At 71.9% G+C, this 24,884-nt stretch carries 21 protein-coding genes and 3 tRNA genes; 11 read left to right on the top strand and 13 right to left on the bottom strand.

The window, feature by feature from the left end:
• Window positions 1-18 precede the first annotated feature (18 nt).
• Together ACFQW6_RS14720 and ACFQW6_RS14715 are read left to right on the top strand one after the other, a co-directional pair.
• Entirely contained in the window at window positions 19-318 is a 300-nt protein-coding gene (locus ACFQW6_RS14720) for a type II toxin-antitoxin system VapB family antitoxin (protein ID WP_378546598.1), read from the top strand.
• A gap of 61 nt (window positions 319-379) precedes the next feature.
• Complete coding sequence (locus tag ACFQW6_RS14715) at window positions 380-883, top strand: LytR C-terminal domain-containing protein (protein ID WP_378546596.1); 504 nt, start codon at window positions 380-382, stop codon at window positions 881-883.
• A gap of 22 nt (window positions 884-905) precedes the next feature.
• On the opposite strand, the gene ACFQW6_RS14710 is transcribed toward ACFQW6_RS14715, so the two are convergent.
• Window positions 906-2,423 (bottom strand): potassium/proton antiporter, encoded by a 1,518-nt coding sequence (locus tag ACFQW6_RS14710; protein WP_378546593.1) that lies wholly within the window; start codon window positions 2,421-2,423, stop codon window positions 906-908.
• Between the two features lie 211 nt (window positions 2,424-2,634).
• Between ACFQW6_RS14710 and ACFQW6_RS14705 the strand changes: the two genes are divergently transcribed.
• The 3 genes from ACFQW6_RS14705 (at window position 2,635) to ACFQW6_RS14695 (ending at window position 5,420) form a co-directional block, all read left to right on the top strand.
• Window positions 2,635-3,069, top strand: coding sequence for a hypothetical protein (locus ACFQW6_RS14705; RefSeq protein WP_378546590.1), 435 nt, complete (start codon window positions 2,635-2,637; stop codon window positions 3,067-3,069).
• A 1-nt stretch (window position 3,070) separates the two neighbouring features.
• Window positions 3,071-4,024, top strand: coding sequence for a hypothetical protein (locus ACFQW6_RS14700; RefSeq protein WP_378546587.1), 954 nt, complete (start codon window positions 3,071-3,073; stop codon window positions 4,022-4,024).
• Between the two features lie 70 nt (window positions 4,025-4,094).
• Window positions 4,095-5,420, top strand: coding sequence for a hypothetical protein (locus ACFQW6_RS14695; protein ID WP_378546584.1), 1,326 nt, complete (start codon window positions 4,095-4,097; stop codon window positions 5,418-5,420).
• A gap of 150 nt (window positions 5,421-5,570) precedes the next feature.
• Here the strand turns inward: ACFQW6_RS14695 and ACFQW6_RS14690 are convergent, their stop codons facing one another.
• From ACFQW6_RS14690 to ACFQW6_RS14680, 3 genes are all read right to left on the bottom strand, one after another.
• Complete coding sequence (locus ACFQW6_RS14690) at window positions 5,571-6,935, bottom strand: VWA domain-containing protein (protein WP_378546582.1); 1,365 nt, start codon at window positions 6,933-6,935, stop codon at window positions 5,571-5,573.
• Window positions 6,932-7,801 carry an AAA family ATPase gene (locus ACFQW6_RS14685; protein WP_378546579.1) on the bottom strand — a complete coding sequence of 290 codons (870 nt, stop codon included), beginning with the start codon at window positions 7,799-7,801 and terminating at the stop codon, window positions 6,932-6,934. Before ACFQW6_RS14685 ends, ACFQW6_RS14690 begins: the two co-directional genes overlap by 4 nt.
• A gap of 155 nt (window positions 7,802-7,956) precedes the next feature.
• Window positions 7,957-8,041, bottom strand: a tRNA-Ser gene (locus ACFQW6_RS14680).
• Window positions 8,042-8,168: 127 nt separating this feature from the next.
• Between ACFQW6_RS14680 and ACFQW6_RS14675 the strand changes: the two genes are divergently transcribed.
• The 3 genes from ACFQW6_RS14675 (at window position 8,169) to ACFQW6_RS14665 (ending at window position 9,081) form a co-directional block, all read left to right on the top strand.
• Window positions 8,169-8,630 carry a hypothetical protein gene (locus ACFQW6_RS14675; protein ID WP_378546576.1) on the top strand — a complete coding sequence of 154 codons (462 nt, stop codon included), beginning with the start codon at window positions 8,169-8,171 and terminating at the stop codon, window positions 8,628-8,630.
• A gap of 63 nt (window positions 8,631-8,693) precedes the next feature.
• Window positions 8,694-8,787: transfer RNA gene (locus ACFQW6_RS14670), tRNA-Ser, on the top strand.
• A 168-nt stretch (window positions 8,788-8,955) separates the two neighbouring features.
• Entirely contained in the window at window positions 8,956-9,081 is a 126-nt protein-coding gene (locus ACFQW6_RS14665; protein WP_378546573.1) for a hypothetical protein, read from the top strand.
• A gap of 189 nt (window positions 9,082-9,270) precedes the next feature.
• Here ACFQW6_RS14665 and ACFQW6_RS14660 read toward each other — a convergent pair whose 3' ends face one another.
• The 6 genes from ACFQW6_RS14660 to ACFQW6_RS14635 form a co-directional block, all read right to left on the bottom strand.
• Window positions 9,271-10,272, bottom strand: coding sequence for a TrmB family transcriptional regulator (locus ACFQW6_RS14660; protein WP_378546570.1), 1,002 nt, complete (start codon window positions 10,270-10,272; stop codon window positions 9,271-9,273).
• A gap of 148 nt (window positions 10,273-10,420) precedes the next feature.
• Window positions 10,421-12,280 (bottom strand): phosphoenolpyruvate carboxykinase (GTP), encoded by a 1,860-nt coding sequence (locus ACFQW6_RS14655; RefSeq protein ID WP_378546567.1) that lies wholly within the window; start codon window positions 12,278-12,280, stop codon window positions 10,421-10,423.
• 128 nt (window positions 12,281-12,408) lie between these two features.
• The gene (locus ACFQW6_RS14650; RefSeq protein ID WP_378546564.1) at window positions 12,409-12,690 is read right to left on the bottom strand and encodes a hypothetical protein; all 282 of its coding nucleotides are present in this window, start codon (window positions 12,688-12,690) and stop codon (window positions 12,409-12,411) included.
• 1 nt (window position 12,691) lies between these two features.
• Window positions 12,692-14,119 (bottom strand): glycosyltransferase, encoded by a 1,428-nt coding sequence (locus tag ACFQW6_RS14645; protein ID WP_378546561.1) that lies wholly within the window; start codon window positions 14,117-14,119, stop codon window positions 12,692-12,694.
• 57 nt (window positions 14,120-14,176) lie between these two features.
• On the bottom strand, window positions 14,177-16,429 hold the full coding sequence (locus ACFQW6_RS14640) for a putative bifunctional diguanylate cyclase/phosphodiesterase (RefSeq protein WP_378546559.1): 2,253 nt from the start codon (window positions 16,427-16,429) through the stop codon (window positions 14,177-14,179).
• 36 nt (window positions 16,430-16,465) lie between these two features.
• Window positions 16,466-18,304 carry a phosphoenolpyruvate carboxykinase (GTP) gene (locus ACFQW6_RS14635; protein WP_378546556.1) on the bottom strand — a complete coding sequence of 613 codons (1,839 nt, stop codon included), beginning with the start codon at window positions 18,302-18,304 and terminating at the stop codon, window positions 16,466-16,468.
• A 202-nt stretch (window positions 18,305-18,506) separates the two neighbouring features.
• On the opposite strand from ACFQW6_RS14635, the gene ACFQW6_RS14630 reads away from it, so the two are divergent.
• A tRNA-Arg gene (locus ACFQW6_RS14630) sits at window positions 18,507-18,579 on the top strand.
• 66 nt (window positions 18,580-18,645) lie between these two features.
• Here ACFQW6_RS14630 and ACFQW6_RS14625 read toward each other — a convergent pair.
• On the bottom strand, window positions 18,646-20,385 hold the full coding sequence (locus tag ACFQW6_RS14625; protein ID WP_378546553.1) for a M28 family metallopeptidase: 1,740 nt from the start codon (window positions 20,383-20,385) through the stop codon (window positions 18,646-18,648).
• A gap of 146 nt (window positions 20,386-20,531) precedes the next feature.
• Here ACFQW6_RS14625 and ACFQW6_RS14620 point away from each other — a divergent pair, with 146 nt between their 5' ends.
• Window positions 20,532-21,095 carry a hemerythrin domain-containing protein gene (locus ACFQW6_RS14620; protein WP_378546550.1) on the top strand — a complete coding sequence of 188 codons (564 nt, stop codon included), beginning with the start codon at window positions 20,532-20,534 and terminating at the stop codon, window positions 21,093-21,095.
• Between the two features lie 15 nt (window positions 21,096-21,110).
• Here ACFQW6_RS14620 and ACFQW6_RS14615 read toward each other — a convergent pair whose 3' ends face one another.
• Window positions 21,111-21,542 carry a hypothetical protein gene (locus tag ACFQW6_RS14615; RefSeq protein ID WP_378546547.1) on the bottom strand — a complete coding sequence of 144 codons (432 nt, stop codon included), beginning with the start codon at window positions 21,540-21,542 and terminating at the stop codon, window positions 21,111-21,113.
• Window positions 21,543-21,702: 160 nt separating this feature from the next.
• Between ACFQW6_RS14615 and ACFQW6_RS14610 the strand changes: the two genes are divergently transcribed.
• Window positions 21,703-24,111, top strand: coding sequence for an ATP-binding protein (locus ACFQW6_RS14610; RefSeq protein WP_378546544.1), 2,409 nt, complete (start codon window positions 21,703-21,705; stop codon window positions 24,109-24,111).
• On the opposite strand, the gene ACFQW6_RS14605 is transcribed toward ACFQW6_RS14610, so the two are convergent.
• On the bottom strand, window positions 24,089-24,766 hold the full coding sequence (locus ACFQW6_RS14605) for a hemerythrin domain-containing protein (protein WP_378546541.1): 678 nt from the start codon (window positions 24,764-24,766) through the stop codon (window positions 24,089-24,091). The two genes, ACFQW6_RS14610 and ACFQW6_RS14605, sit on opposite strands and share 23 nt — an antisense overlap.
• Window positions 24,767-24,884 lie beyond the last annotated feature (118 nt).

The raw sequence follows: 24,884 nt of genomic DNA, 5'->3' as shown, positions 1-24,884 counted from the left end.
GTCGTTATGATCACCGGCGTGATCTTCAAGCGGGTGGGCGACGGCCGGCCCTACCCCGACCACGGGCTCGACTCGCGCGGCTGGGCCGACCTGCCCCCGCGGCAAGTGCGCCTCGACGAGCTGGTGACCACCAAGGACACCCTGCGGCTCGACACGCTCCTCGACGAGGACTCGACGTTCTACGGCGACCTGTTCGCCCACGTCGTGCAGTGGAAGGGCGACCTCTACCTCGAGGACGGCCTGCACCGCGCCCTCCGCGCCGCGCTCCAGCAGCGCAGCGTGCTCCACGCCCGCGTCCACCAGGCGGGCGACCAGTGATCACCCCACGACGTTCTTCTCCGCCGCTCCGCACCCCCGAACAACCCCGCGGGGGCCCCGAATGACAGGTGCGGCTCGGTCGGCGCTCACCCTGGCCGTCCTGGCCGTGCTGGTGGTCGTCGCCGCGGTGTGGGGATGGGCCGCCTTCACCGAGCCGCTCCCCGAGGAGGAGCCGGTCGCGATCTGCGAGGACACGACGCTGCCCGCCGGGTCGGAGGTGCGCCGCGACCAGGTCGTGGTGAGCGTGTTCAACGGCAGCAAGCGCAGCGGGCTCGCGAGCGCGACCATCGCCCAGCTCGCCGAGCGCGGCTTCGTCGAGGGCACCGTGGGTGACTCCCCGCTCCCCGCCGCCACCACGCAGATCTGGTCCTCGGAGCCGGACAACCCGGCGGTCGTGCTCGTGCAGCGGCAGTTCAAGCGCGCGCAGGTCGTCCAGGGCGACGAGCTCGGTCCCGGCGTCGTCGTGGTGGTCGGCGAGAAGTTCCAGTCGCTGAAGAAGAAGCAGGTCGAGTCCGTCGTGGCCGAGGCCGACGCGACCTGGTGCAAGGCCACCGGCTCGGAGTGACGGCCGGGCCGGCTGGTCCGGCCTAGTCCTTGTCGCGGCGCTTCGGGTCGCCGACCCACTGCGCCAGCCGGCCGTTGTCGGAGACCTGGCGCATCCGCGCCTCGGTGGCCTCGCGCAGCTTGCGCGGCGTGACCACGAGCAGGTCGTCGCCGTGCCGCAGCACCGTACGACGCTCGGGGACGAGCACCTCGCCGGACCTGATCACCAGCGACACCGAGGCCCCCTGCGGGAGCCGCAGCTCCCCGACCTCGACGCCGTGCATCTTCGAGGTGGGCGCGATCGTCACCTGCAGGAGGTCGGCGGCGACCCGGTCGAGCGGCGCCGCCTCCACCTCGAGGCCCCGCGGTTCCGAGCGACGGGCGACCCCGAGGGTCCGGGCGACCCACGGCAGGGTCGGGCCCGTCAGCAGCGTGTAGACGACGACCATCACGAAGACGATGTCGAACAGGGCCTCAGCGCCCGTCACCCCCTCCGACAGCGGGATCGTGGCGAGCACGATCGGCACCGCTCCGCGCAGGCCCGCCCACGACAGGAACGCCAGGTCCCGCCGCGCCATGGGGTGCACGACGCTGCTGACGACGACCGACAGCGGCCGGGCGACCAGCGTGAGCACGAGGCCGGTGACCAGCGCGTGGGCGACGGTCTCGAGGTCGATGCGCGACGGCGACAGGAGCAGCCCGAGCATCACGAACAGGCCGATCTGGGCCAGCCACGCCACCCCCTCGGAGAAGGAGCGGGTCGCCACCCGGTGCGGGAGCTCGCTGTTGCCGAGGATCAGCGCGGCGACGTAGATCGCGGCGAAGCCGGAGGCGTGGACCGCCGACGCAGCGCCGTACGCCGCGAACGCGAGGCACAGGACCGCGAGCGGGTACAGGCCGGAGGACGGCAGCGCCGCCCGCCGCATCACCCACGCGCCGCCGACGCCGATCGCGGCGCCGAGCAACCCGCCGGCGACCAGCTCGAAGACGATGAGGCCGCTGGTCTGGAGCAGCCCGGCCTCCCCGACGGCGCCGGTGGAGATGATGCCCACGAGGACGACGGTCGGGGCGTCGTTGAGCCCGGACTCGGCCTCCAGCGCACCGGTGAGGCGCCTGGGGAGCGGCAGCGCGCGCAGGACGGAGAACACCGCGGCCGCGTCGGTGGGCGAGCAGATCGCGCCGAGCAGGATCGCCAGCTCCCACGGCAGGCCGAGGAGGTAGTGGGTGCCCACCGCGACCACGGCCACCGACACCGCCACGCCGATCGTCGCGAGCGACAGGCCGAGGCCGACGCTGGGGCGCATCTGCCGCCAGTCGGTGGTCAGGCCACCTTCGGCCAGGATGACCGCCAGCGCCCCGAACCCGAGCGCGTGCGCGAGCTGGGCGTCCTCGAAGGGGATGCCGAAGGGTCCGCCCTCGCCGAGCAGGACCCCGATGAAGAGGTAGATGAGCAGCGACGGCAGCCCCGCGCGCGCCGAGACCCGCACGGCGAGGATCGCTGCCAGGGTGACGACCGCGCCGACCAGCACGAACTCGTCGAGCTGGTGGACGTCGAACGTCATGGGACCTCTGGGTGGCTCTGCGGCGTGCGTGGCGGACTGGATCCTATCGGCCGGCCAGGCGCGCAACCGCCGCGTCGTCCGGGCTCGGACGGGCCCGGACGGTCCGGCGCCAGCGCGTCACGGGGCCGGTTGCGGCACAATCGCTTGCCGGGAGAGGACGTTTGAGGTCCCGCTGACGGGGTAGCAGTCCTCGGACGAGAGGGAGTGATCGATGTACGGCGACACCGCCGCGGGCCGCAAGCGCGTGGCGCAGCTCCGCGAGCAGGGTGGCGACATCCGGGCCCTGGCCGCCCGCCTCGTGTCCCAGGCCGAGGCCGTGCCGTGGCACGGCAAGGCCGCCGAGGCGATGCGCGAGCGCATCAAGGAGCGCGCCTCCCACCTGCGCACCGCCGCCGCCCACCACGAGACCGCCGCCGACTCGCTCGCCCGGCACCTCGCGGAGGTCGACACGCTGAAGGAGGCGATCGACGTACGCGCCCACAAGGCGACCACGCTCGTCGAGGACGCCCGCACCCGCGCCGGCGAGGCGTCTGGGCCCAACGGGATCCCGGCCGAGACCGACGAGGCCGACGCCGCCCTCCTCGCCTTCGACCCTCCGCCGGTCGGTCACAAGGACTGGCTGACCGTGACCCTCCCGGGGCTCTGACATGGTGACCATCGACCTGACCACCCCTCCGCCGCCCCCCACGAGCTTCATCGACGCGATGGCTCGGCGGCTCGCGCTCACGCTGCCCGAGCTCCGCCTCGTCGCCGAGCTCGCCGGTGGTGCCCCGCTGCCCTTCGACCTGCCCAGCACCGACGAGACCGCCGACGCGGGCTCGCTGTCCGGCCGCCTCGGCAAGAGCCGCGGCTCGGTGGAGGACTCCGCCTACACCGACGCCCTCCGCACGCTCCACGACCCCGAGGACACCCTGCGCCGACGCGGCCTGGTGACCGACGCAGGCGCCGACCCCGGCATCGTCGGGGCCGTCGGGCTGCTCGCGACGCCACGGCTGGCGCTCGACATCGACGTCGCCGCCGGGGCCACCCAGGTGAAGGCCTGGCACCGCCAGGCCGGCGGCGCGGTCGCCAGCCTGTCGACCTGCGACGGCATCGTCTTCGAGCTGGCCTGGTTCCCCGTGGACCTGTGGACCACCGAGCTCGCCCGGGTCACGGCACCTCCGGAGGACCTCCCGACCGGCACCACGCACGTGCCCGCCCACCTCGACGTCCCCTACGCCCTCGCCGACTCGGTCGGGGAGGCGCTGCGCTCCGGCCGCGCCGACCTGGTGCCGGTGCTGGTCGACCAGTCCGCCGGAGGGGTGGTGCTCGCCGACGGTCGCGAGATCAGCGGCGCGGAGGCCGCCGACGCCGTGTCGGCCGTGCACACCGAGGCCCGCGGCCGCATGCGGATCCTCGCCGCCGAGGTGTCCGAGCGCGCCACGACGTCCGTGGGCGTCGTGTCCTGGGTGCTGCTCCGCGACGGCTGGCACTCCCTGACCCCTCGCCACGACCACGACGGCGCACGGGTCGCTGTCGCCCGCGTCGACCCCGACGACCTGGCCACCGAGCTGGCGCCCGTGCTCGCGCAGGTCACCGCCCCGGAGGACACCCCGACATGAAGCCACCCCACGGCCTTCTCGACCTCCCCCGCTGCGCTCCCCCGTCCGACAACGCCGCAGGGACCCCGACATGAGCGACCTCGACATCCCCCGCAGCCACGACGGTCCGCCGGAGGACTCCTCGGCGTCGGTCGCCGCCGACAAGTACGACCAGATGCTCGCGCTGGCCGACCTGTTCGACACCTCCGGCAACGAGATCCGCACCCGCGCCCGCCTCGGCACCGAGATCCTGGCCGACGACGACGTCGTCGACACCGGCGAGCTGTCCAAGGCCACCTGGGGCGAGGCCGAGGAGGACATCCGCGCCGCCACGACGGGCACGAACGGGCTGCTGACCCGCTCGGTCGAGCTCGACGCGGACGCGCTCGTCGTACGCGCCACCGTCCTCACCTACCGCTGGATCGACGAGCTGCAGCAGGCGGCCTACAAGACGCTCGGCTCCATCGCCGGCCGAGCCATCGGCTACCTCGCCCCCGAGGTCGCCCTCGGTGGCGCGATCGTCAGCGCCGGCTTCATCGAGACCGACACCCTCGACCGTGACGACGTCACCGCCTACCTCAACGAGCTCGCCGAGAACAACCCCGACCTGATGGACCACCTCTCCGGTGGTGGCGGGCTGCTCGACGGGTTGCAGATGCGCTCGCTCCTCACCGCCGGGGCACTCGCCTCCGACCAGGGCGCCCACGCGGCGCGCGGCGGCCTGCGGGCGATCGGCGTGGACCCGTTCCCCACCGACGCCGTGTCGGCCTTCCGCGACTCCGCGGGGTCGTTCGTCGAGGCGGCGGTCCCGGAGGCCGAGGTCGACAGCAGTGCCGGCACCGCCCCCCGCTCCCTCGAGGAGCTGATGGCCAACCTGCTCGCCGAGGACAAGCGGATCAGCGTCCAGCGCGTCGGCGCGGGCCGCTACATCGCCTACCTCCCCGGCTCGCTCAGCCACGACGCCGGCCGGCTGCGCCTCGTCGGCGCCGACCCGACGACGACGATCAGCCAGGTGGTGCGGGCGATCGAGGCCTCGGTCACCGAGGACGACGCCCGGGTGATGCTCGTGGGCTCGGCGGCTGGGGGCGCGATCGCCACCGAGATCGCCGCGACCGCCCGCTCGTCCCGGTTCGTGGTCGACCAGGTCGTCACCGCCGGCGCCCCGTCCGCCCAGGTCCCGCGCATCCCCGCGGCCACCCGGGTGCTGTCGCTCGAGGACCGCTCCGACCCGGTGGTCCTGCTCGGGTCCCTCATCAACGCGTCGACCACCAACCGGCTCACCGTCGTCTTCGACGCGGCCGGAGCCGAGGGCACCCAGCTCTACGTCACCGGCGCACGGGCCGCCGACAGCGCCGCCCACCCCGAGCTGCGGGCCGAGATCGCCCGCCTGCAGGACCTCGGCTTCCTCGCCGGCTGACTTCGCGGACCTCCGGGCTGGCCGCGTGCGTCATACGAACCAGCACCTATCGGTGCGCCTTCGTATGACGTACCGGGGTGCGGGCGGGCCCGCGTCATACGAACCACCACCCATCCGTGCGCCTTCGTATGACGCAGAGGCGGGGCCCTGTCACACGATTCCGTGCACGAACTCGCCGAGCTGGGCGAGGTTGCGGCACTCCACCATCGGGACGATCTCGCCGTAGCGGTCGGCCGCGCTGTCACCCGTACCCCAGTGGCGGGGGTGCTCGGGGTTGAGCCACCACGCGTGCCGCGCCCGACCGGCGAGATCGCCCAGCACGGGCAGCGCGAGGTCGCTGTAGTTGGACCGGCCGTCGCCCAGCACCAGCAGCGACGACCGGGGCCCGACGGCGTCGGGGTGCTCCTCGGCGAACCGGGTCAGCGCCCGGCCGTAGTTGGTGCGTCCCCACAGCGCCGCGTGCGAGATGCGCCCGGACAGCGACTCCATCACCTCGACCACGTCCGCCCCCGGCCGGAAGCTGTCGCTGACCTCGACGACGTCGTCGACGAAGGTGAAGGCCCGCAGGCCGCTGAAGGCCTCCCGCAGCGCGAACACCAGCATCAGGGTGAACTGCGCGAAGTTGGCCACCGAGCCGCTGACGTCGCAGAGCACGACGAGGTCGGTGCGGTGCGGGCGCTTCGGGCGGTGGTGGGTCGTCAGCGGCACCCCGCCCGTCGCGATCGACGCGCGCACGGTGCGGCGTACGTCGAGGGGGCCGCGCCGACGGGCGTGCTGCTCCTTCGTCAGCCTCGCTGCCAGCCGCCGGGCGAGGGGGTAGATCTCGCGACGCATCTCCTCGAGGTCGCTGCGGCGGGCAGCGGTGAAGTCGAGCCGGTCGATCGTCGGCCGGACGGTGACGTCGGTGACGTGCTCGGGCCCCTTCTCCTCGGCGATGCGTCGGCGAGCGTCGCCCTCGACCAGCCGGGTGAAGTCCCCGATCCGGCGTCCGGCCGTGCGCTGGGCCTGCTCGTCGTCGAGGCCCTGGCCGAGCAGCCCCTGCACGAGCCGGTCCATCAGCTCGGCGGGCGACACCCGCTGCAGCGAGGTGTAGGCGGACCAGCTCGACAGACCGGGCCCGCGGCCTGGCATCGCACCGAAGCGCGCGACCGCCTCGACTGCAAGATCCTGCAGCGCCTGCTGGTCCCCGGAGGCCAGGGCGTCGGCCAGCGCCACCCGGAAGCGCTCGAGGTCCGGTCCGGTGTCCTGCGGGCCCACGGCCGGCTCCAGGCCGTCGCCGGCCACGCCGCTCCCGATCAGCCGCGGGAAGTAGATGTCGAAGACGGCGTCGAACGTGACGCGCTGCGGCTGCCGCTTCACGAGGGTGGCGGCGTAGGCGGCACGTACGGTCTCGCGGTCGTGCCAGTGCACCTTCTCCAGCGCGCTGATCGCGTCGAGTCCCTCGGCCAGCGACACCGACAGGCCCGCGGAGCGCAGCGCCTCCACGAAGCCGATGTGGGTGTCGAGAAGAGTCATCTCGCGGCCAGCTTCAGCTCCCTGGCCGCGCGCTGCTGGTCGGAGGCGTGCTTGAGCACGACGCCGAGGGTGCGGGCGACGGTGGCCTCGTCCAGGTCGCCGACCTGCAGCGCCACCAGCGTGCGCGCCCAGTCGACGGACTCCGCGATCGACGGGGCCTTCTTGAGCTCGAGCTCGCGCATGCGTACGACGACGTCGACGAGCTGGGCGACCACCCTGTCGTCGAGCCGCGGCACCTGGCTGGTGACGATCGCGCGCTCCCGCTCGGCGTCCGGGTAGTCGAGGCGCAGGAACAGGCAGCGGCGCTTGACCGCCTCGGACAGCTCCCGGCTCGCGTTGGACGTCAGCACCACGAACGGGCGCCGGGTGGCCGCGACCGTGCCGAGCTCGGGGATGGTGACCTGGAAGTCGCTGAGCACCTCCAGCAGCAGGCCCTCGACCTCGATGTCGGTCTTGTCGACCTCGTCGACCAGCAGCACCGTCGGCTCGTCGCGCCGGATCGCGCTGAGGAGAGGCCGGGTGAGCAGGAACTCCTCGGTGAAGATGTCGTCGTGGGTCTCGTTCCAGGACTGGTCCCCGCCGGCCGCCTGGATCCGGAGCAGCTGCTTCTTGTAGTTCCACTCGTAGAGGGCCCGCGCTTCGTCGAGGCCCTCGTAGCACTGCAGCCGCACCAGCTCCGCGCCCGCGGCTCGGGCCACCGCCTTCGCGAGCTCGGTCTTGCCGACGCCCGCCGGGCCCTCGACGAGCAGGGGCTTCTCGAGCGCGCCTGCGAGGTACGCCGTCAGCGCCGTGGCGTCGTCGGCGAGGTAGCCGGTCTCGCGCAGGCGTGCCGCGGCGTCGTCCGGGGACGCGAACCAGGTCGTCACCCGCCGACCCTATCCACCGCTGTAACGCCGGGTTGTGCCGTGGCAGCCGCCAGACCCGGCCATGCCCTCTCGCTGCAGAGCGGAGCGCTCGCTGCGCTCACGCTCCTCAGGTTCAAGACGCCTCTGCTGAGCCCTTCGCTCCGCGAAGGGCTCAGCAGAGGGGGCGGGATTCGAACCCGCGGTAGGTCTCCCTACGACCGCTTTCAAGGCGGTTCCGATCGGCCGCTCCGGCACCCCTCCTCGTACGGCGCCGGGGCGCCGCACACCGCGGGACTCTACCCAACCGCGCGCGCGGTAGGTCGTACGCGGGCAGGGTGGCGGGACCCGCGCACCGGGCGCGGGCGGCGCCCGTGGTGAAATCGTCGCCGTGACGACCGAGACCGCCACCGTGCACCGCCTCGCCCCCGCCGTCGCGGCACGGCTGCTGGGCGTGGTGCTGTGCCTGGTGGCGGTGCTCATCCTGGCGAGCACGCTGGCCATTGCCGTGCTCGACCTGCACACCGTCTTCCTGCTGGTCCCGGTCCTCCTCACGGTGGCGGTGCTGCTCGGCTGCTGGTGGGCGTGGCGCACGCGGGGCTGGGTGGTGCGGATGACGGCCGAGGGCTATCGCGTCCAGTGGGTGCGGGGCGTCGGAGTCCCCTCGGGTCGCTGGAAGGACGTCGAGGACGCCGTCACCACGACGGTGGCGGAGGCCCCGGTCGTGGTGCTGCGCCTGCGCGACGGCCGGACGACCACCATCCCCGTCCAGATGCTTGCCGTGGACCGCGAGGCCTTCGTCCGGGACGTCCAGGACCACCTGCAGCGCGGACACGGCCTGCGCAAACTGTGACCTGATTCGGCGCGGGCGCGCCGGGCCTTGTAACCTTCTGTCCGCCCGGCCGCGGTCGGGCATGGAGGCGTCGCCTAGTCCGGTCTATGGCGCCCGCCTGCTAAGCGGGTTTGGGGCTAAAACCCCATCGAGGGTTCAAATCCCTCCGCCTCCGCCAGTGTCGGCCCCCTCGCACCGAGGGGGCCGGCCGGCTGTCCGTGCATGCATTTGCAAGAACCTGCAATGCACACAACTGCAATCGTTCGGACGGGACGCGGCTGCGCACGGTGGGCGACAATGGACAGAGTCAGCCCCCTGTGAACATGACCCAAGAGGTGGAAACCCCATGAGCCCAGTACGCCGTATCGCCGCCGCCGCCCTCGTGGCAACCCTCGGTCTCGGCTTCGTTGGCGCGACCTCGGCTCCGGCCGGCGCGATCGACATCACCTGGGGGCGGACCGTCAGCCGCTGATCCAAAGCCAGTCGTGCCTAGAATGGGCACGCAATGAAGAGCCGGGACACGGACCCCTCAACCCCCCACGAGTTCTGGTCCGCTGGCCTCCCCCACAGGCCCGTCCCGGCACGAGGGCAGCACCTCCACGGAGGTGCTGCCCTCCCCCTTTTTCCAGCCCAGCGCGGCGAGAGCTCCGCAGGGAACGGATCAGGCGGAGGACTCGTCGGCCTCCCGGCCGGAGATGCCCCGCTTGCCCATCTCGTAGCCGAGCTGGAAGCGGGTCTCGACCTCGAACTCGCTCTTCAGGTCGGCGACGTAGGCCGCGTAGGTACGCGGGCTGACCCCGAGACGCTTGGCGCCGGCGGGATCCGCCCGCCCCTCGAGGAGCATCCGGATCGTCATCGCCCGCTGCTCGGCGGCGATGTCGCGCATCAGTGACGTCTCGCTGCTGGTGAAGGGCCGGGCACGCTCCCAGTGGCGCTCGAACATGTCGACCAGGTAAGCCACGGTCGACTTCTCGCTGATGACCATCGCCGCGTCGGTGCCCTCGTGGCTGGGGATCACCGCGACCCGCCGGTCGAAGACGAGCAGGCGGTTGAAGAACTCGTCGAGGGTGCGCACCTCGGCGCCCGCGGCCGTGACCGCGGCGACGTACCGGCGGGTGTCGGCCCCCCGCCGCGCCCCGTGCTGGTAGAGCGTGCGCACACGGACCCCGCGCTCGAGAGCGTCGACCTCGTGGGCGATCGCCTGAGTGAGCCGCTTGATCCCGCGGCGGTACTGCGGCTGGGCGGTGAGCAGCTCCTCGCGGGTGTCGCCGGCGAGGGCCATGAGGTAGTCGTTGATGCTCGCGAGACCGCGGATCTCGGTGAACGGGGCGCCGACCGCGCTCGGCGAGCGACGCCAGGTCTGGGACAGCGCGTTGAACGATTGCGCCCAGTGGGCGGACTCCGCGATCAGCTCCGCGCCCTGCTGGCCGAGCGGGGCGACCACACGAGCCTGGACGGCGGCCGGGTCGACGGCGCGCCAGATGGTGTCGTCGCCCTTCGCGACCAGCCCCACCTCGGCGAGCAGCTCGAAGGCGGCGCGCAGCTCGCCGTCCTTCGCGATGCGCGCGTCGGAGGCGTCGATCCCACCGGACGCGACGATCTCCTCGTAGAGAGGGGTCGCCTGCTTGTCGAAGAGATTCCGCTCATCCGGCCCCAAGGGCATGGCTCACTCCGCTCGACCGCTCGACCGACATCCCCGTGGGGAGGATCGTGCCACACCAGCCCCAAGCGCCACCGCCATGCACGGACGCGAAGGCACCGACCCGCCGCCGGAGGACCGGACGACGGGTCGGTGTCGGTGAGGCGGGGCCTCAGGCGTCGAGGCGGGCCCTCAGCGTGTCCAGCTCGCTCCACAGCACCGCGGGAAGGTCGTCGCCGAACTTCTCGAACCACTCCTGGATCTGCGGCAGCTCGGCCTTCCACTCCTCGGCGTCGACCGCGAGGGCCTGCGCGAGCTCGGCCTCGGTGAGGTCGAGGCCGTCGATGTCCAGCGAGCCGGGCGCCGGCACGTGGCCGATCGGCGTCTCCACCGCGGCGGCCTGGCCGTCGATGCGCTCGATGACCCACTTGAGCACGCGGCTGTTCTCGCCGAAGCCGGGCCACAGGAAGCCACCGTCGTCGCCGCGGCGGAACCAGTTGACGTAGAAGATCTTCGGCAGCTTGGCGGCGTCGTTGTCCTTGCCGATGCCCACCCAGTGGCCGAAGTAGTCGCCCGCGTTGTAGCCGATGAACGGCAGCATCGCCATCGGGTCACGGCGTACGACGCCCACGGCACCGACCGCGGCGGCGGTGGTCTCCGAGCTGAGCGTCGCGCCCATGAAGGTGCCGTGGTTCCAGTCGCGGGCCTCGGTCACCAGCGGGATGGTGGTCTTGCGACGGCCGCCGAAGAGGATCGCGTCGATCGGCACGCCCCGGGGGTCGTCGTACTCGTCGGCGAGGATCGAGCACTGCTTGATCGGGGTGCAGTAGCGGCTGTTGGCGTGGCTGGAGAGCTCACCGGTCTCCTCGGCCAGCTCGGGCGTCCAGCGCTCGCCCTTCCAGCTCGTGGCCTCGGCGGGCGTGTTCTCCAGGCCCTCCCACCAGACGTTGCCGTCCGGGGTCAGCGCGACGTTGGTGAAGACGGAGTTGCCCTGGCGGATGGTCTCCATGGCGTGCGGGTTGGTGTGCTCGTTGGTGCCCGGGGCGACGCCGAAGAAGCCGAACTCCGGGTTGACCGCCCACAGGCGACCGTCCTCGCCGATCCGCATCCAGGCGATGTCGTCGCCGATCGCCTCGACCTTCCATCCCGGGATGGTGGGCTTGAGCATGGCGAGGTTGGTCTTGCCGCACGCGCTCGGGAAGGCAGCGGCGACGTACTTGGTGACGCCCTGCGGGGAGGTGAGCTTGAGGATGAGCATGTGCTCGGCGAGCCAGCCCTCGTCGCGCGCCATCACCGAGGCGATGCGCAGCGCGTAGCACTTCTTGCCGAGCAGCGCGTTGCCGCCGTAGCCCGAGCCGAAGCTCCAGATCATCCGCTCCTCGGGGAACTGGACGATGTACTTGGTGTCGTTGCACGGCCACGCGACGTCGGCCTGGCCGGGCTCGAGGGGCATGCCGACGGAGTGGAGGGCGGGCACCCACTTCGGGTCCTCGCCCGCGGCCTCGAGCTCCTCGATGCGGCGCAGCACGTCGGTGCCCATGCGGGCCATGACGCGCATCGAGACCGTGACGTAGGCCGAGTCGGTGACCTCGATGCCGAACATCGGGTGGTCCGCCTCGAGGTGGCCCATGACGAACGGGATGACGTACATCGTGCGACCCCGCATGCAGCCGGCGTAGAGCCCGCGCATGAGGTCCTTCATCTTCGCCGGGTCCATCCAGTTGTTGGTGGGTCCGGCGTCACGCTCGGCGACCGAGCAGATGTAGGTGCGGTCCTCGACGCGGGCGACGTCGGTGGGGTCGGACGCCGCGTGGAACGAGTTGGGCATCACGTCGGGGTTGAGGCGGGTGAACGTGCCGGTCGCCTCGAGGGATGCGGTGAGCTGCGCCCACTCCTCGTCGGACCCGGTGCACCAGTGGATCGCGTCCGGCTGGGTCAGCTCGGCCACCTCGGTGACCCAGGCGAGGATGCCTGCGTGGGTGGTCGGCGGAGTCGTGTCTGGCGTCGTGTGGGTGTCGATGGTTGCGGTCATGCCGGTTCCTCACAGCTTGCGTCGCGGTCGGTTCGCGCGGCCTCGTTGTCGGCGACTTGTCGCGGACGTTAACGCTCGTGAATCGGCGCACATATTGGATCGATCACAGACCTGTGACCTGCGTCTCGCTACTTGCGCGTACGCCGGTGCGGCTGGGCCAGGCGCGTGCCCAGCGTGCCGCCCGTCGGTCCTCCGACCGGTGCGTCGGGGTGGATGCTGCGGGTCTCCGAGCGCCGGTTGCTGGCCGCGAGCCAGTCGCGGAGGTAGAACTTCGGCAGGATCTTGGCCACGGCGAGGGTGACGTAGACGATCGTGTTGATCGCGACGAAGGCCGCCAGCACGGCGATGAAGTCGTTGCGGAGGATGCTGTCGGGCAGCAGCACGCCCATCGGGACGGCGAGGGTCGGCATGTCAGTTCTCCGCTCGCGCGCCGGGAGCGGTCTGGACGACGTGCTTCCAGTCCGCCTGCTTGGCCAGGGACAGGTCCCAGATGCCCTTGAGGTAGACCACGTTGAGGAACATCGCGTAGAAGAGCTCGGGGAAGAGCGAGAGCCCCAACAGGCGGGCCTTCCACCCGCCCCGCCACACCGTCACGACCCGTTCGAGGGTGAAGACGAGGCCGATGCCGATCCAGAACGGGAACCACACCCAGTTCGACGTCGCCAGGACCATCAGGATGATCAGCAGCAGGTAGGCGGCGAGGGCGATGACGCCGTAGCCGATGCCGAGCTGCTGCATCCAGTAGCGGAAGGTCTGCGGCCGCAGGCCGTAGGCGCCGAGGTTCTCCAGCGCGCCGCGCTGCCAGCGCAGCCGCTGCGCCCACAGGCCGCGCCAGGACGGCATCACCTCGGTCACCACGGTGCACTCGCTCGGCGAGATCATCAGGGCGCCCAGCGTCTTGAGCGCGATCGTCAGCTCGTTGTCCTCGGTCAGGGCGACCGTGTCGTAGACGTCGCCCGGTATGCCGGGCAGGATCTTCCCCCGCTCCTCGGCCACCGCACGCAGCGCGCGCGGACGGAACACGGACGCCGTTCCGGTGAGCACGAACACCCGGCCCCGCCGCCGACGCAGGTCGCGCTGGTAGCGGGTGTACTCGTTGCGCTGGAACTGGCCGATCAGGCCGAAGCCGTCCTCGCCGTAGAACAGTCCGCCGACCGCCATCAGCGCGCGGTCGTAGGTGAGGCGGCGGGCAGCACCCTCGAGGAAGCCGGCGTCGAGGGTGGTGTCGGCGTCCATGATCATCACGCAGTCGTTGTCGCCCTGGCCGGGGAGGACCTGCGCGAGCGCCTGGTTGAGGCCGCCGGCCTTCTTGTGCTTGTTGTCGACGGTCTCGTAGACGTCGACGCCGGCCTCGCGGGCCAGTCGGACCGTCCCGTCACTGCAGTTGTCCGCGACGACCACGATCCGGGCGGGCGGCAGCGACTGCGACTGCAGCGAGGCCAGGGTCTCGGCGATGCAGCCCTCCTCGTTGTGCGCCGGGATGAGGACGGTGATGGTCACCTCGCCGGCGTACTCCCCGCGGGTCTCGGTCATCACGAGCTTGGGCGCGAGGGGCATCCGGTTGCCGTCCTCACTGCGGCGGGCGCGGGTGAGCAGGCGCCTCTCGACGCCGGCGACACCGGCCGCGAGGAGCAGGGCGACGCCCACGGCCGCGAGCAGCACCCGCGGCGCCGGCATCTCGGTGTCGTAGAAGACCTGCCAGACGCCGAACAGGAGCCCCTCGTCAGGGGCGCGACCCGCCTCCGGGTCCCCGGATGCGACGGCCACCCACAAGGCACCCGCACCCAACGTTGCCAGGCCGATGATCGCCAGACCGACCGACCGTTGAAGCCACTGCATCTGTCCCGAGTCTCCTTGTCTCCTGCTGTCTCCTCGCGGGCGCGGGTCCCGCACCGTTCAGTCGTTCGGTGCCGACCCGACGGCGGATGGCAGGAACTCGAGGACGAACTGGTCGAAGGGCACAGGCTTGCCGATCAGGTAGCCCTGCGCGAAGTCGACGCCCTCGTCGCGGCACACCTGCAGGATCTCCGGCTCGGAGACGAACTCGGCGACCGTCCGCTTGCCCAGGTCGCGCGCGATGCCGACGATCGAGCGCATGATCGTCCGGTCGACGGCCGACTCGTGCACGTGGGCCACGAACTCCCCGTCGATCTTCACGTAGTCGAAGATCAGGTGCTTGAGGTAGTAGAACGAGCCGAACCCCGCGCCGAAGTCGTCGAGCGCGAAGGCGCAGCCGAGCTGGGTCATCCGCTCGGCGAAGGTCCGCGCCAGGGCAACGTCGGCGACGGCCGCGGTCTCGGTGATCTCGAGGATCAGCGCCGACGGGTCGACACCGTGGGTCGTGAGCGAGGCGACGATGGCCTTCTCGATGTCGGGGTTGCCGATGGAGTGGCCCGACAGGTTGACCTCGAACTCGAACGACGGGTCGTGGTCGCGGCGCATCCGGGCCAGCAGCTCGAGGCTCTTGTCGACGACCCAGGCGTCGACCTGCGGCATCAGGCCGACCCGCTCGGCGATGTAGACGAACCGGGACGGCGGGACCAGCTCGCCCTCGTCGCGCAGCCGCAGCAGCACCTCGGCGGAGCTGATCCGGCCGCTGGCGATGTCCATGATCGGCTGGAGGTGCAGCTCGAAGCGGTCCTCGGCGAGCGCCGCCTCGATGCGGCTCTGCCAGTGCAGCCTGGCGGCGGTGCGGGGGCCCCGCTCGTCGCCCTCGGACAGGACGACGACCTGGTTGCGGCCGGCGTCCTTGGCGTCGTACATCGTCATGTCGGCGAGCGCGAGGACGTCGGCGGCGTGCTCGGCGGCGGCGCGGAACGTCACCGCTCCGATGCTGGCGGTCACGCGCCGCGCGACCCCGTCGAGCGTCGCGGCGTGGGTGGCGATCCGCTCGACGACGAGGCCGGCCACCCGCGCGGCGTCGGACTGCTCGCAGTCGGTGAGCAGGATGGCGAACTCGTCGCCGCCGAGCCGGGCGACGACGTCGGTGCTGCGGATCGAACGACGGAGCAGCCCGGCGATGGTGACGAGGAGCTGGTCGCCGGTGTTGTGCCCGAGCGTGTCGTTGACCTGCTTGAAGTTGTCGAGGTCGAGCAGGAGGAGCGCTCCCGTGGGACCGTGGCGTCGGCAGCGGTCGAGGTGCCGGTCGAGCTCGCTCTCGAAGCGGCGCCGGTTGGCGAGACCCGTGAGGACGTCGTGGTCGGCGAGGTGGGCGAGACGGTCGAGGTAGCGCCGCCGGTCGGAGACGTCGACGACGTTGACCATCACGATCTCGCCCATCTGCGCATCACCGACGACCGTGCTGCTCAGCGCCACGCTCACGTCGTTGCCGCCGGAGTCGCGGAGGTTGCACTCCGCCTGCAGGGACTCACCGCGGTAGAGCATCAGACGACCGAGGTGGTCCTCGATCGCGGTCTCCCCCGGGGTCTCGAAGTCGGCGAGGCGGTGGCCCACCATGTCGGGCGGGTCCAGGCCCACCAGGACGGCCATCGAGATGTTGACGCGGATGATGGAGCCGGACGGGTCGAGCAGGGCCACGCCGTGCGGGGCGTCGTCGAAGAGCTTCTCGACGCGCTCGTTGGAGACACGGGCGCGCCGGCTCTGCCGCTCGAGGTCGCGCACGATCCGCTGCAGGACGGGCGCGATGATGAGCGCAACGGCGCCCCACATGAGCGCCCGGCGCCAGTCGCCGAAGGTGTAGTCGGGCGGCCCGATCAGGATCACCGGGAGGGCGAGGGTCGCGACGGCCAGGCCGCTGGCGAGCCAGAGCTGCCGCGGGGTGCCCGTGATCGCGAACCAGAGGATCGGGAGGAGGACCAGGACCGTCATGCCCGACGACGAGCCGCCGCTGCTCGCCCCGGCCGCATCGTTCACCAGGGCGGCGTACGGGAAGAGGAGGTAGGCGGGGAGCGCGTCGAGCCAGGTGCGTTCCGGCTGACGACGGCTGACGACGAAGAGCACGACGGCCAGCGCCAGCACGGCTGCCGCGAGGCCGGCCACCCACCAGGGCCGCTCGTAGGGCGGCAGGAGCACGGTGACGAGGCCGAGCAGTGCCACGATGCCGAAGGGCACGGCCAGGGCAGGGCCGCCCCGCCTGGGGTCGGACGGTGCCGACCCCGACGCGGCTGTCCCCGAGAAACGACGTCGCACGACACCACCCTAGTGGCGCGTGCGACGTCGTGCGGCTCAGTCCGTGGAGTCGAGGTCCGCGGCGACCCGGCGGTGCGCCTCCCAGATCTCCTCGGGCATCCGGTCGAACTGGGACAGGTGCTCCTCGCGGAAGCCCATCTCCTGCTGCCACCGCTCCTTGTCGATCGACAGGATCCGCTCGAGGTCGGCGGCCGGGACGCCCATCCCCGTGAGGTCGAGCTCCTCCTCCGTCGGGATGATCCCGACCGCCGTCCGCCGTCCCTCCACCTCGCCGTTCCTGAGCTGGAGCAGCCACAGCAGCGGGCGCAGGTTGTCGCGGTAGCCGGGCCACAGGAAGTGACCGTCCTCGGCGTCGCGCTGGAACCAGTTGACGTGGGCGAAGATCGGCTGGTCGGAGGCCGCCCCGACGATGTCGAGGTAGTGGCGGGCGTAGTCGCCCTCGCCGTAGGCCATGAAGGGCCGGTTGGACATGGGGTCGTAGCGCAGGACGCCCTCCTTGCCCTCGGCGGCCGACGTGGCCTCCGCACCGAGCGTGAGTCCGTCGTAGACGCCCTCGGCCAGGTCGGTGATCGCGCGGATCAGTGGCTCGCGGTCGCGGGTGCGGCCGCCGAAGATGATCGCGTCGATCGGCACGCCCATGGGCGCGTCGTAGTCGGGAGCGATGTTGGGCACGTTGGCGAGGGTGGTCGTGAACCGGCTGTTGGGATGCGCCCACGGAGCCGAGTCGTCCTCCTTGCGGTCCGCGATGGGTGAACCCATCCAGTCCAGCCACCCGTGCCGGTCTGCCGGCTTCTGCTTGGTGCGCCCCTCCCACCACACCTCACCGGTGGTCGGGTTGTAGGCGACGTTGGTGAAGATGCAGTCGGTGCCCTCGCCGACCGAGGCGAGCGCGTTGGGGTTGGTGGTCTCGTTGGTGTCCTTGGCGACACCGAAGACGCCGTACTCCGGGTTCATGCCCATCAGCCGGCCCGACTCCTCGTCGACCCACAGCCACGCGATGTCGTCGCCGTAGAACGACACGTGGTAGCGGTCTCCCAACGCGTCGGGAGCCGCCATCATCGCGAGGTTCGTCTTGCCGGACGCGCTCGGGAAGCCGCCGCAGACGTGGTAGTCCTTGCCGGTCTCCTTGTCGTGGATGCCGATGAGCATGTACTGCTCGGCGAGGAACTTCTTGCTGGCCCAGCCGTCGTACGCGCCCTGCCGCAGGCCGTGCGCGATCTTGCCGAGCAGCGCGTTGCCGCCGTACGACGACCCGAAGTGCAGGATCGTGCGCTCGTCGGCGACCGTGACGAAGTAGCGCTGGTCGTCGGGGGTGCCCTGGCCGAGGTGCTCGAGGTCGCCGGTCACGTGGACGGCGCGGACGAACGAGTCGGGGTCCTCCAGGTCGTTGACGAACTGCACGCCGACCCGCGACATGCGGATCATGTGCAGCACGACGGTGCGGGTGTCGGTGAGCTCGACGCCCGCGGCCCACGGCGCGAGCACGTTGCCGGCGGGGGCCATCAGGTAGGGGATGACGTACATGGTCTTGCCCTCGGACGCGCCACGCATCCGGTCGTGCAGCATCGGCTTCATCTCCGAGGCCGGGCGCCAGTTGTTGTAGACGCCCTTGTCCTTCTCGTCGTTGGTCGCGACGATGGTGCGCTCCTCGGAGCGGGCGGTGTCCTTGTAGTAGCTGCGCGAGTAGTAGCGGCCCGCACCGGCCATCTGCAGCTCGCCGGCCGCCACGGCCTCCTCGAGGAGACGCGCGTCGTCGGAGGCGTTGACCACCTCGATGCGCTCCGCGCCGGTCAGCTCGGCGTACTCCTTCACGAACTCTCGGACCTTCGGGTTGGTCAGCCCGGCATCGTCCATGACTGCCTCGAGATCTGCCATCGCGCTCCCTCTCGTCGTGCGGCGGTGCCTCGCCGCGGTACGGGTGCTAGGCACCATAGGGCACGGTCCGGGCGCGCGACGGGGGCGAAGGTCCCGACTGGGCGCGGAACGTCCCGGCTGACCGGCTGGGTCCCTGATTTCGCCCACCCCCGAGCCGTCGGCTATCCTCGTCAGGTCCTCGCGCCGCTGGTGCGAACGACGGGCGCCTGTAGCTCAACGGATAGAGCATCTGACTACGGATCAGAAGGTTTGGGGTTCGAATCCCTACAGGCGCGCAGATCGAGGAAGCCGCAGGTCAGTTCGCTGACCTGCGGCTTCTCTCGTTCTCGGCCCTGTTCCTCCTAGCGGCGGACCGGCTTCCCGTGGCCGTGCCACGTGTAGGAAGGACCGGCCTTGCCCGCCTTGCGGGCCTTGTCGACCTTGTGCGTCTTCGCGCCGAAGGGATCCTTGGAGGCCGCGAAGTAGTAGACGGCGTAGCTGGCAGCGGCCGAGAGCTCGGTGAGGCTCTTGATCGCACCACCGGCCATCGCCCGCTGGGCGGCGCGCTTGTCGGCCTCGGTGCCGTCCGGTGCGAGACCATCGGCGTCGAGCGGCGGGACCCCGGTGAGCACGGTGATCAGGTTGTCGCAGAGCTGGTGGTAGCACGGGTCGAACCACGAGCCTGCCGCACCGCCGTAGATCGCTGCCTCCTCGGCCGTCTTCACGCCTTCGGCGCCGGCGAAGATGCCACCGGACGGGATGCCACGGTCGGTGAAGCCGACGTAGTCCGACCGACCGTCGAACGCCCGCCGCGAGCTCTCCAGGCCCTGGGCGCTGAACCAGTCGTCGAAGACCTGCTCGACCTTGCCTGAGCCCTCCGGCCCGGCGGGGTTGTCCGGGGCGGCGTTGCCGTCGCCGTCGTACACCCCGCGGATGTAGTTGGCCGATGAGAGCATGTCGTAGTCGAGCATCACGTCGATCTTGTCGACCTCGGCCTGGCTCAGGTTGTGCGCGTAGTAGGTCGACCCGACCAGGCCGTTCTCCTCGGCTCCGAACCACATGAAGCGGATCTTGTTGCGCAGCTTGTAGTGCCCGCTTGCCAGCTCCTCGGCCTGGGCGAGCAGCGTCCCCGTGCCCGAGCCGTCGTCGTTGATGCCCGGACCTGCCGGCACGGAGTCGAGGTGGGCGCCGACCACGACGACGTGGTTGGGGTCACCACCGCGCGTCTCGGCGATGACCTGCGGCAGGAAGCGGTCCGTGAAGTCCCCGTAGACCTTGAGGTCCACGGTCGGGTTCTGGCCCTGCTTGTAGGCCTGGAGCAGCTCGTTGCCGAGGGTGTAGCTGGTGATCACCGCGGCGATGGTCGCCGGGACGTCGGGCTGGTTGTCGACGAAGATCGGGTTCTGCCGCTCCGGGGTGTTGCCCTCGTTGTAGATGATCACGCCCGTGGCACCGGCCGCCTGGGCCAGCGCCCACTTGTCGACGAAGGCGCAGGTGCCGCGCTGGACGAGCGCCACCTTGCCGGAGACGCCGGTGTAGTCGCCCGCCTCGCAGCCGCTGTCCGAGCCACCCGTGGGCGGGTCGAGGATGCCGCCGACGGGGAACACGGGAGCGTTGGTGAGCTCCACGGTCGGCGAGTTGGCCATGGTGATGAAGTCGGCGGTGGGCAGGTTGTCGTCCTCGGCATCGCCGGGGACGTACGTCTTGGGCGTCGGCGCGACCATGTTCAGGACCGGCGGTTGCGTCTCCGCCCAGAACGGGAAGTTGAACTCGTCGACCTGGGGTTGGTAGCCGGCGTCGCGCAGCGTCGACACGACGTAGTCGAGGGACTCCTGGTAGCCGTTCGAGAACACCTCGCGGGTGTCGTCGTTGAGGGACGCGATGCGCTGGAGGGCGACCTGGTGGTCGGTGATCTCCGGGACGGAGACACCCTTCACGAACTTCTTGGCCTGAGGGTTGCTCGGGGTGACACTGTGGGCCGAGTGGCCCGGGTGTGCCGTGGTGGTGGCGGTCTGGACGGCCCCGGATCCGGACGAGGCGGCCGCGGTGGCGAGCACGACGGAGGTCGTGCTCGCGATCAACAGCTTGGACGCAGTGTTCATCGCTCCCTCTCGGGCTGTCGGCACCCACCTCGACCCGATGCCGAAGGGGCCGGCTGCCAGCCTTCGAATCTAGTGACGGGCCGCGGGCGTGGGGTATCCCCTCGTTGAGGCAACTCGGCGCGGGGGCCGGTCGTAGGCTCGGCCGCGTGCCGCCCATCGATGACGCCACCCGACCGCGCGTCGCGGGATCGGTCGAGCTGGATCCGCGTCAGCGCGCGGCCGGTGACCACCTGCGGATGGTCCACGACCACTTCCGTCACCAGCTGGAGACCCTGACCCGGGCCGTCGAGGACCTGCGGGACGCGGCAGGTGGCGGCACGAGCGACGGGATGATCGACGTGGAGGCGGTCCGCGCCGGGGTCCACGGGCTGGCGCCGTCGCTGACCGCCCAGCAGGTCGCCGGGCTCTGCGGGCAGGTCTGCCGCGTCCTGACCATGCACCACACCATCGAGGACCAGAACCTGTTCCCCGCGGTCGCGACCATGCAGGCGTACGCGCCCGTCGCAGCACGCCTGGCCGAGGAGCACCTGGTCGTCGACGCCCACCTCGAGCGGGTCGACGACCTGGCGGTGGCCGTGCGGACCGACCCCGAGCGGATCGGCGAGCTGGTCACCGCCGTCGCGGACCTCCGGGCCGACCTCGAGTCGCACTTCACGTACGAGGAGACCGAGATGTCCGAGCCGCTGGGGCTCCTCGGGCTCGGCATCTAGGCCCACGCCGCCGCGTCATGACGGTCGGATGACTGTCCCGCGCCACCGCTGGACCCCGAGGTAGGTCGCCACCACGAGCAGGCCGACGTACACGTCGTTCTCGAACCACCCGAACACCGTCTGCTGCTCGGGCCCGAAGGTCGTCGGGTAGTAGAACACCGCGATGAGGAGGGTCGACGCCAGGAAGGCAAGCACCGTCGCCTGAGCAGCACGCCCCGGTCGCCGGGCCAGCGCCGACATGGCGAACGCCACGGCGTAGAAGCCCCACGCCAGCGGCGTCGTGACCGTGAAGGTCGGGTCCTCGATGCCGGCCACCGCGGCGTACACGGTGTGGACGACGGACAATGCGAACGCCGCCAGCATCACCCCGGACATCTGCCGGCCGTACGTCGTGGTCCGCGCGCTGGACGTACCCGACGGAGCCGCTGTCGATTGCGTCGTGGTCATGCGGGTTCCTTCCCTCGTGGACGGCTCGTGCCGCCACGTCCCACCCTCGGGCGGCCGCCGACGCGACCCCACCCACAGGCCCCCCACACCGCTCCCACACACGCCGTCGGGATGGCACGGACCTGCCGACGGAGCCCCGCGAGCCACTAGCGTCTGCCCCGTGGAGGCCGAGACGGGACCGGGCGGGTTCGCCCGTGCGCTCCGAGGACTGCGCGAGTCGCGGTCCCTGACCCAGGAGGAGCTCGCCGAACGATCCGGGATCACCGCCAAGGCGATCAGCTCCCTCGAGCGCGGTGAGCGCCGGCGCCCCTACCCCCACACGGTCCGCTCCCTCGCCGACGGCCTCGGCCTCGACGACCGCGAGCGGACCGCCCTGCTAGCGGCGGTCCCGCGGCGCTCGCCGACACCGTCGTCCCTCCCGGTCGACGGCTCGTCCCCGTCGGCGGGGCAGCCCGCCTCTGTCGTGCCGTCACCTGCCGGCCCGACGATCGGGCGTAGCGACGAGCTGCGCCGACTCCTCGACCTCGTCGCGGGGACCGCCGAGCACCCCCGGGCCTCCGGGCGACTGGTCACCCTGACCGGACCGGGCGGGGTGGGCAAGACCCGGCTGGCGACCGAGGTCCTGGCGCAGGCAGGACGTGCCTTTCCCGACGGCACGACGTTCGTCGACCTGTCGGCCGTGCGCGACCCCGCCGTCGTCCTGCCCCGCATCGCGACGGCGCTGGGGGTCGTGGAGGGCGTCGACGCCGACTGGCTCGTCGAGCGACTTGCCGCACACCTCGCGGGGCGGCGCGTCCTCGTCGTCCTCGACAACGTCGAGCAGGTCCTGGCCGCCGCTCCGGCGGTCGCCGACCTCCTGGCGCGCGCCCCCGGGCTCACCGTGGTCGCGACCAGCCGTGCCCCGTTGCGGGTCCGCTCCGAGCGCGAGGTCCCGGTCGGCCCCCTGGCACTGCCCGAGGACGACGACCCCGCCTCCGTCTCCGCGTCGCCGGCCGTCGCGGTGTTCCTCGACCGGGCGGCTGCGACGGGTGTCCAGTGGGCCGTGACTCCGGAGACCGCGACCACCCTGGCCGGCATCGCCCGGCGCCTCGACGGCCTCCCGCTGGCACTCGAGCTCGCCGCCGCCGGTGCCCGGGTCCTGCCGCCGGAGGCCCTGCTCGGGCGACTCGAGCAGCGGGGGCTCGACCCCGGACTCGGTCACGGACCCCGGGACCTCCCGGACCGGCAGCGGACCATGACGACCGTCCTCGACTGGAGTGCCGACCTCCTCGAGCCCGAGGAGTGGGACCTCCTCATGCGGCTCTCGGTCTTCTCCGGCGGCTTCTCGCTCGACTCGGTCGAGGCGGTCGTCGGAGGTCCCGGTGGCGCGCGGGGCCCGGACGACGTCCTGCCGGCGCTGACGTCGCTGGTCGAGCAGTCACTCGTCGTGCCCGTGGGCGCGCCGGACCGCAGCCCGCGTTTCCGGCTGCTGGAGCCCGTGCGGCAGTACGCCGCCGTGCGGGCGCAGGCGGCGGGAGTCGCCCTCCCGACGGCCGAGGCGCACGCCGCCCACTTCCGCGACCTGGCCGTCGACGCCCACCGTCGGCTGCTGTCGAGCGGGATCGGCCCCGTCCTCGACCGCCTCGAGGCCGACCACGCCAACCTGCGCTCGGCCTACCTCCGCCTGATCGAGCTCGACCGTCACGCCGACGCCGCCGAGCTCGTCCAGTCCTTGTGGCTGCACCTCGGCCTGCGGGGGTACGCCCGCGAGGGGCTGGGGTGGCTCGGCCGCCTCGCCGGTGCTGGCACGGACGCCGCGGTCGTACGCGCCGCGACCGCCCGCATGGGGCTCATGCTCGTCGTCGGTGACGTCGCCGGCATGAGGCGTGAGGCCGCCGTCGCCCTGCCTTTGGCCCACCGGGTCGGCGACCCGGCCCTCGAGGGTGAGGCGACGGTGCTCGCGGGCCTGGCCGCCGTGTTCGCGGGCGACCTCGCCGCAGGGGCGGACCTGCTGCGACCCGACGTGCAGCTGCCGGACGGTGACGCCGCGCGCTGGATCTCCCTCCACTCCCTCATCGGGCTGGGTCAGGCGGCGCTCGTCGGCGGTGACGTCGGCACCGCCCGGGCGCTGCTCGACGAGGCGCTCGCCGCCGCTCGAGGCCTGGGGAACGAGTTCACCCTGGCGACCACCCTCAACACGGTGGCGACGCTGCGCGAGGTGCTCGGCGACGACCCGGGTGCGGCCGCGCTCCTCGGTGAGTCCCTCCGGACCGCCTGGCCGCTGCGGCTGACGTGGACCATCGGCTACGCGGTGCCGGCCCTCGCCGGCGTGGCGGCACGGTCCGGTGACCCCGAGGACGCTGCCACGCTCTTCGGCGCTGCGGCGACCCTCGGCGCCGCCACCGCGGTCGACCCGCACTTCCCGCCGTCCCGCGAGACCGCCGACGCCGGCCTGGTGGTCGCGCGGGACGCACTGGGCGAGCGCGACTTCCTCGCTGCGTGGGAGGTCGGACGCTCGATGACGGCCGTCCAGGTGGCTGCGCTCGCGGAGACGGTGGCCGCCGGGATCACCGACCCCGGACGCGGGTGACGTAGCGCCGGTACTGCCGCGCGCCGAGGGTCCGGAGGACGAGGCGGACCGGGAACGGCAGCTTCGCGAGCATCGCGCGACGCTCCTCGGAGGTGCACTCCTCGAGGATGGCGCCGAAGATGATGGGCAGCTGCTTCTGGTCCATCTCGTCGACGCCCTGCTCCCCGAGGCTGTTCCACTCCGCGACGGTGACGTGCCGCTCGGCGAGCGGCAGGATCTCGCGCTCCTCGAGGTCGAGGTGCTCGAGGAGGGCAGCAGCGAGGCGGTCGAGGAGGTCGGCGAGCTCGGCTCCGCGGGCCGTCGTCGGCGACGCCTCCCACGCCTGGAGGAGCGGCTCGACCTGCTCGATGTGGCCCTCCACGGCCTCGTGCTGCGCCTGCATCGTCTCGACGAGCCCGGTGGACGGCGCCGCACGCTCGAGCAGCGCCGGCCACAGGACCACGTCCTCGCCGGTGTGGTGGTGGTGCAGGCCGCCCAGGACGAGCCGGACCGCGGCGGCGAGCGTCGCGGCGCGACGCGTGTCGCCGTCGCCGACCTCGCGGACCAGCGGCGGCAGGATCGTGAACTCGCGGCGGAACGCGCGATGGATGATGACCATCTCGTGCACCCACGGACGGTCGGTGGTCGGGGTGGTGCTGAACGCGGTGGTGCTCATGGCTGCCCTCTCGGCTCGGATGCTGTCGTGGACCAGCCTTCGACCTCACGGGCATCCGTCCCACCCACGCCGCTCCCACACGACCCCCACAGTGGCGTGGCGGGGCAGCAGCCGGAGT

The sequence above is a fragment of the Nocardioides sp. GCM10028917 genome, assembly GCF_042666175.1.
Lineage (GTDB): Bacteria > Actinomycetota > Actinomycetes > Propionibacteriales > Nocardioidaceae > Nocardioides.
This window is presented reverse-complemented; position numbering and strand designations above follow the sequence as displayed.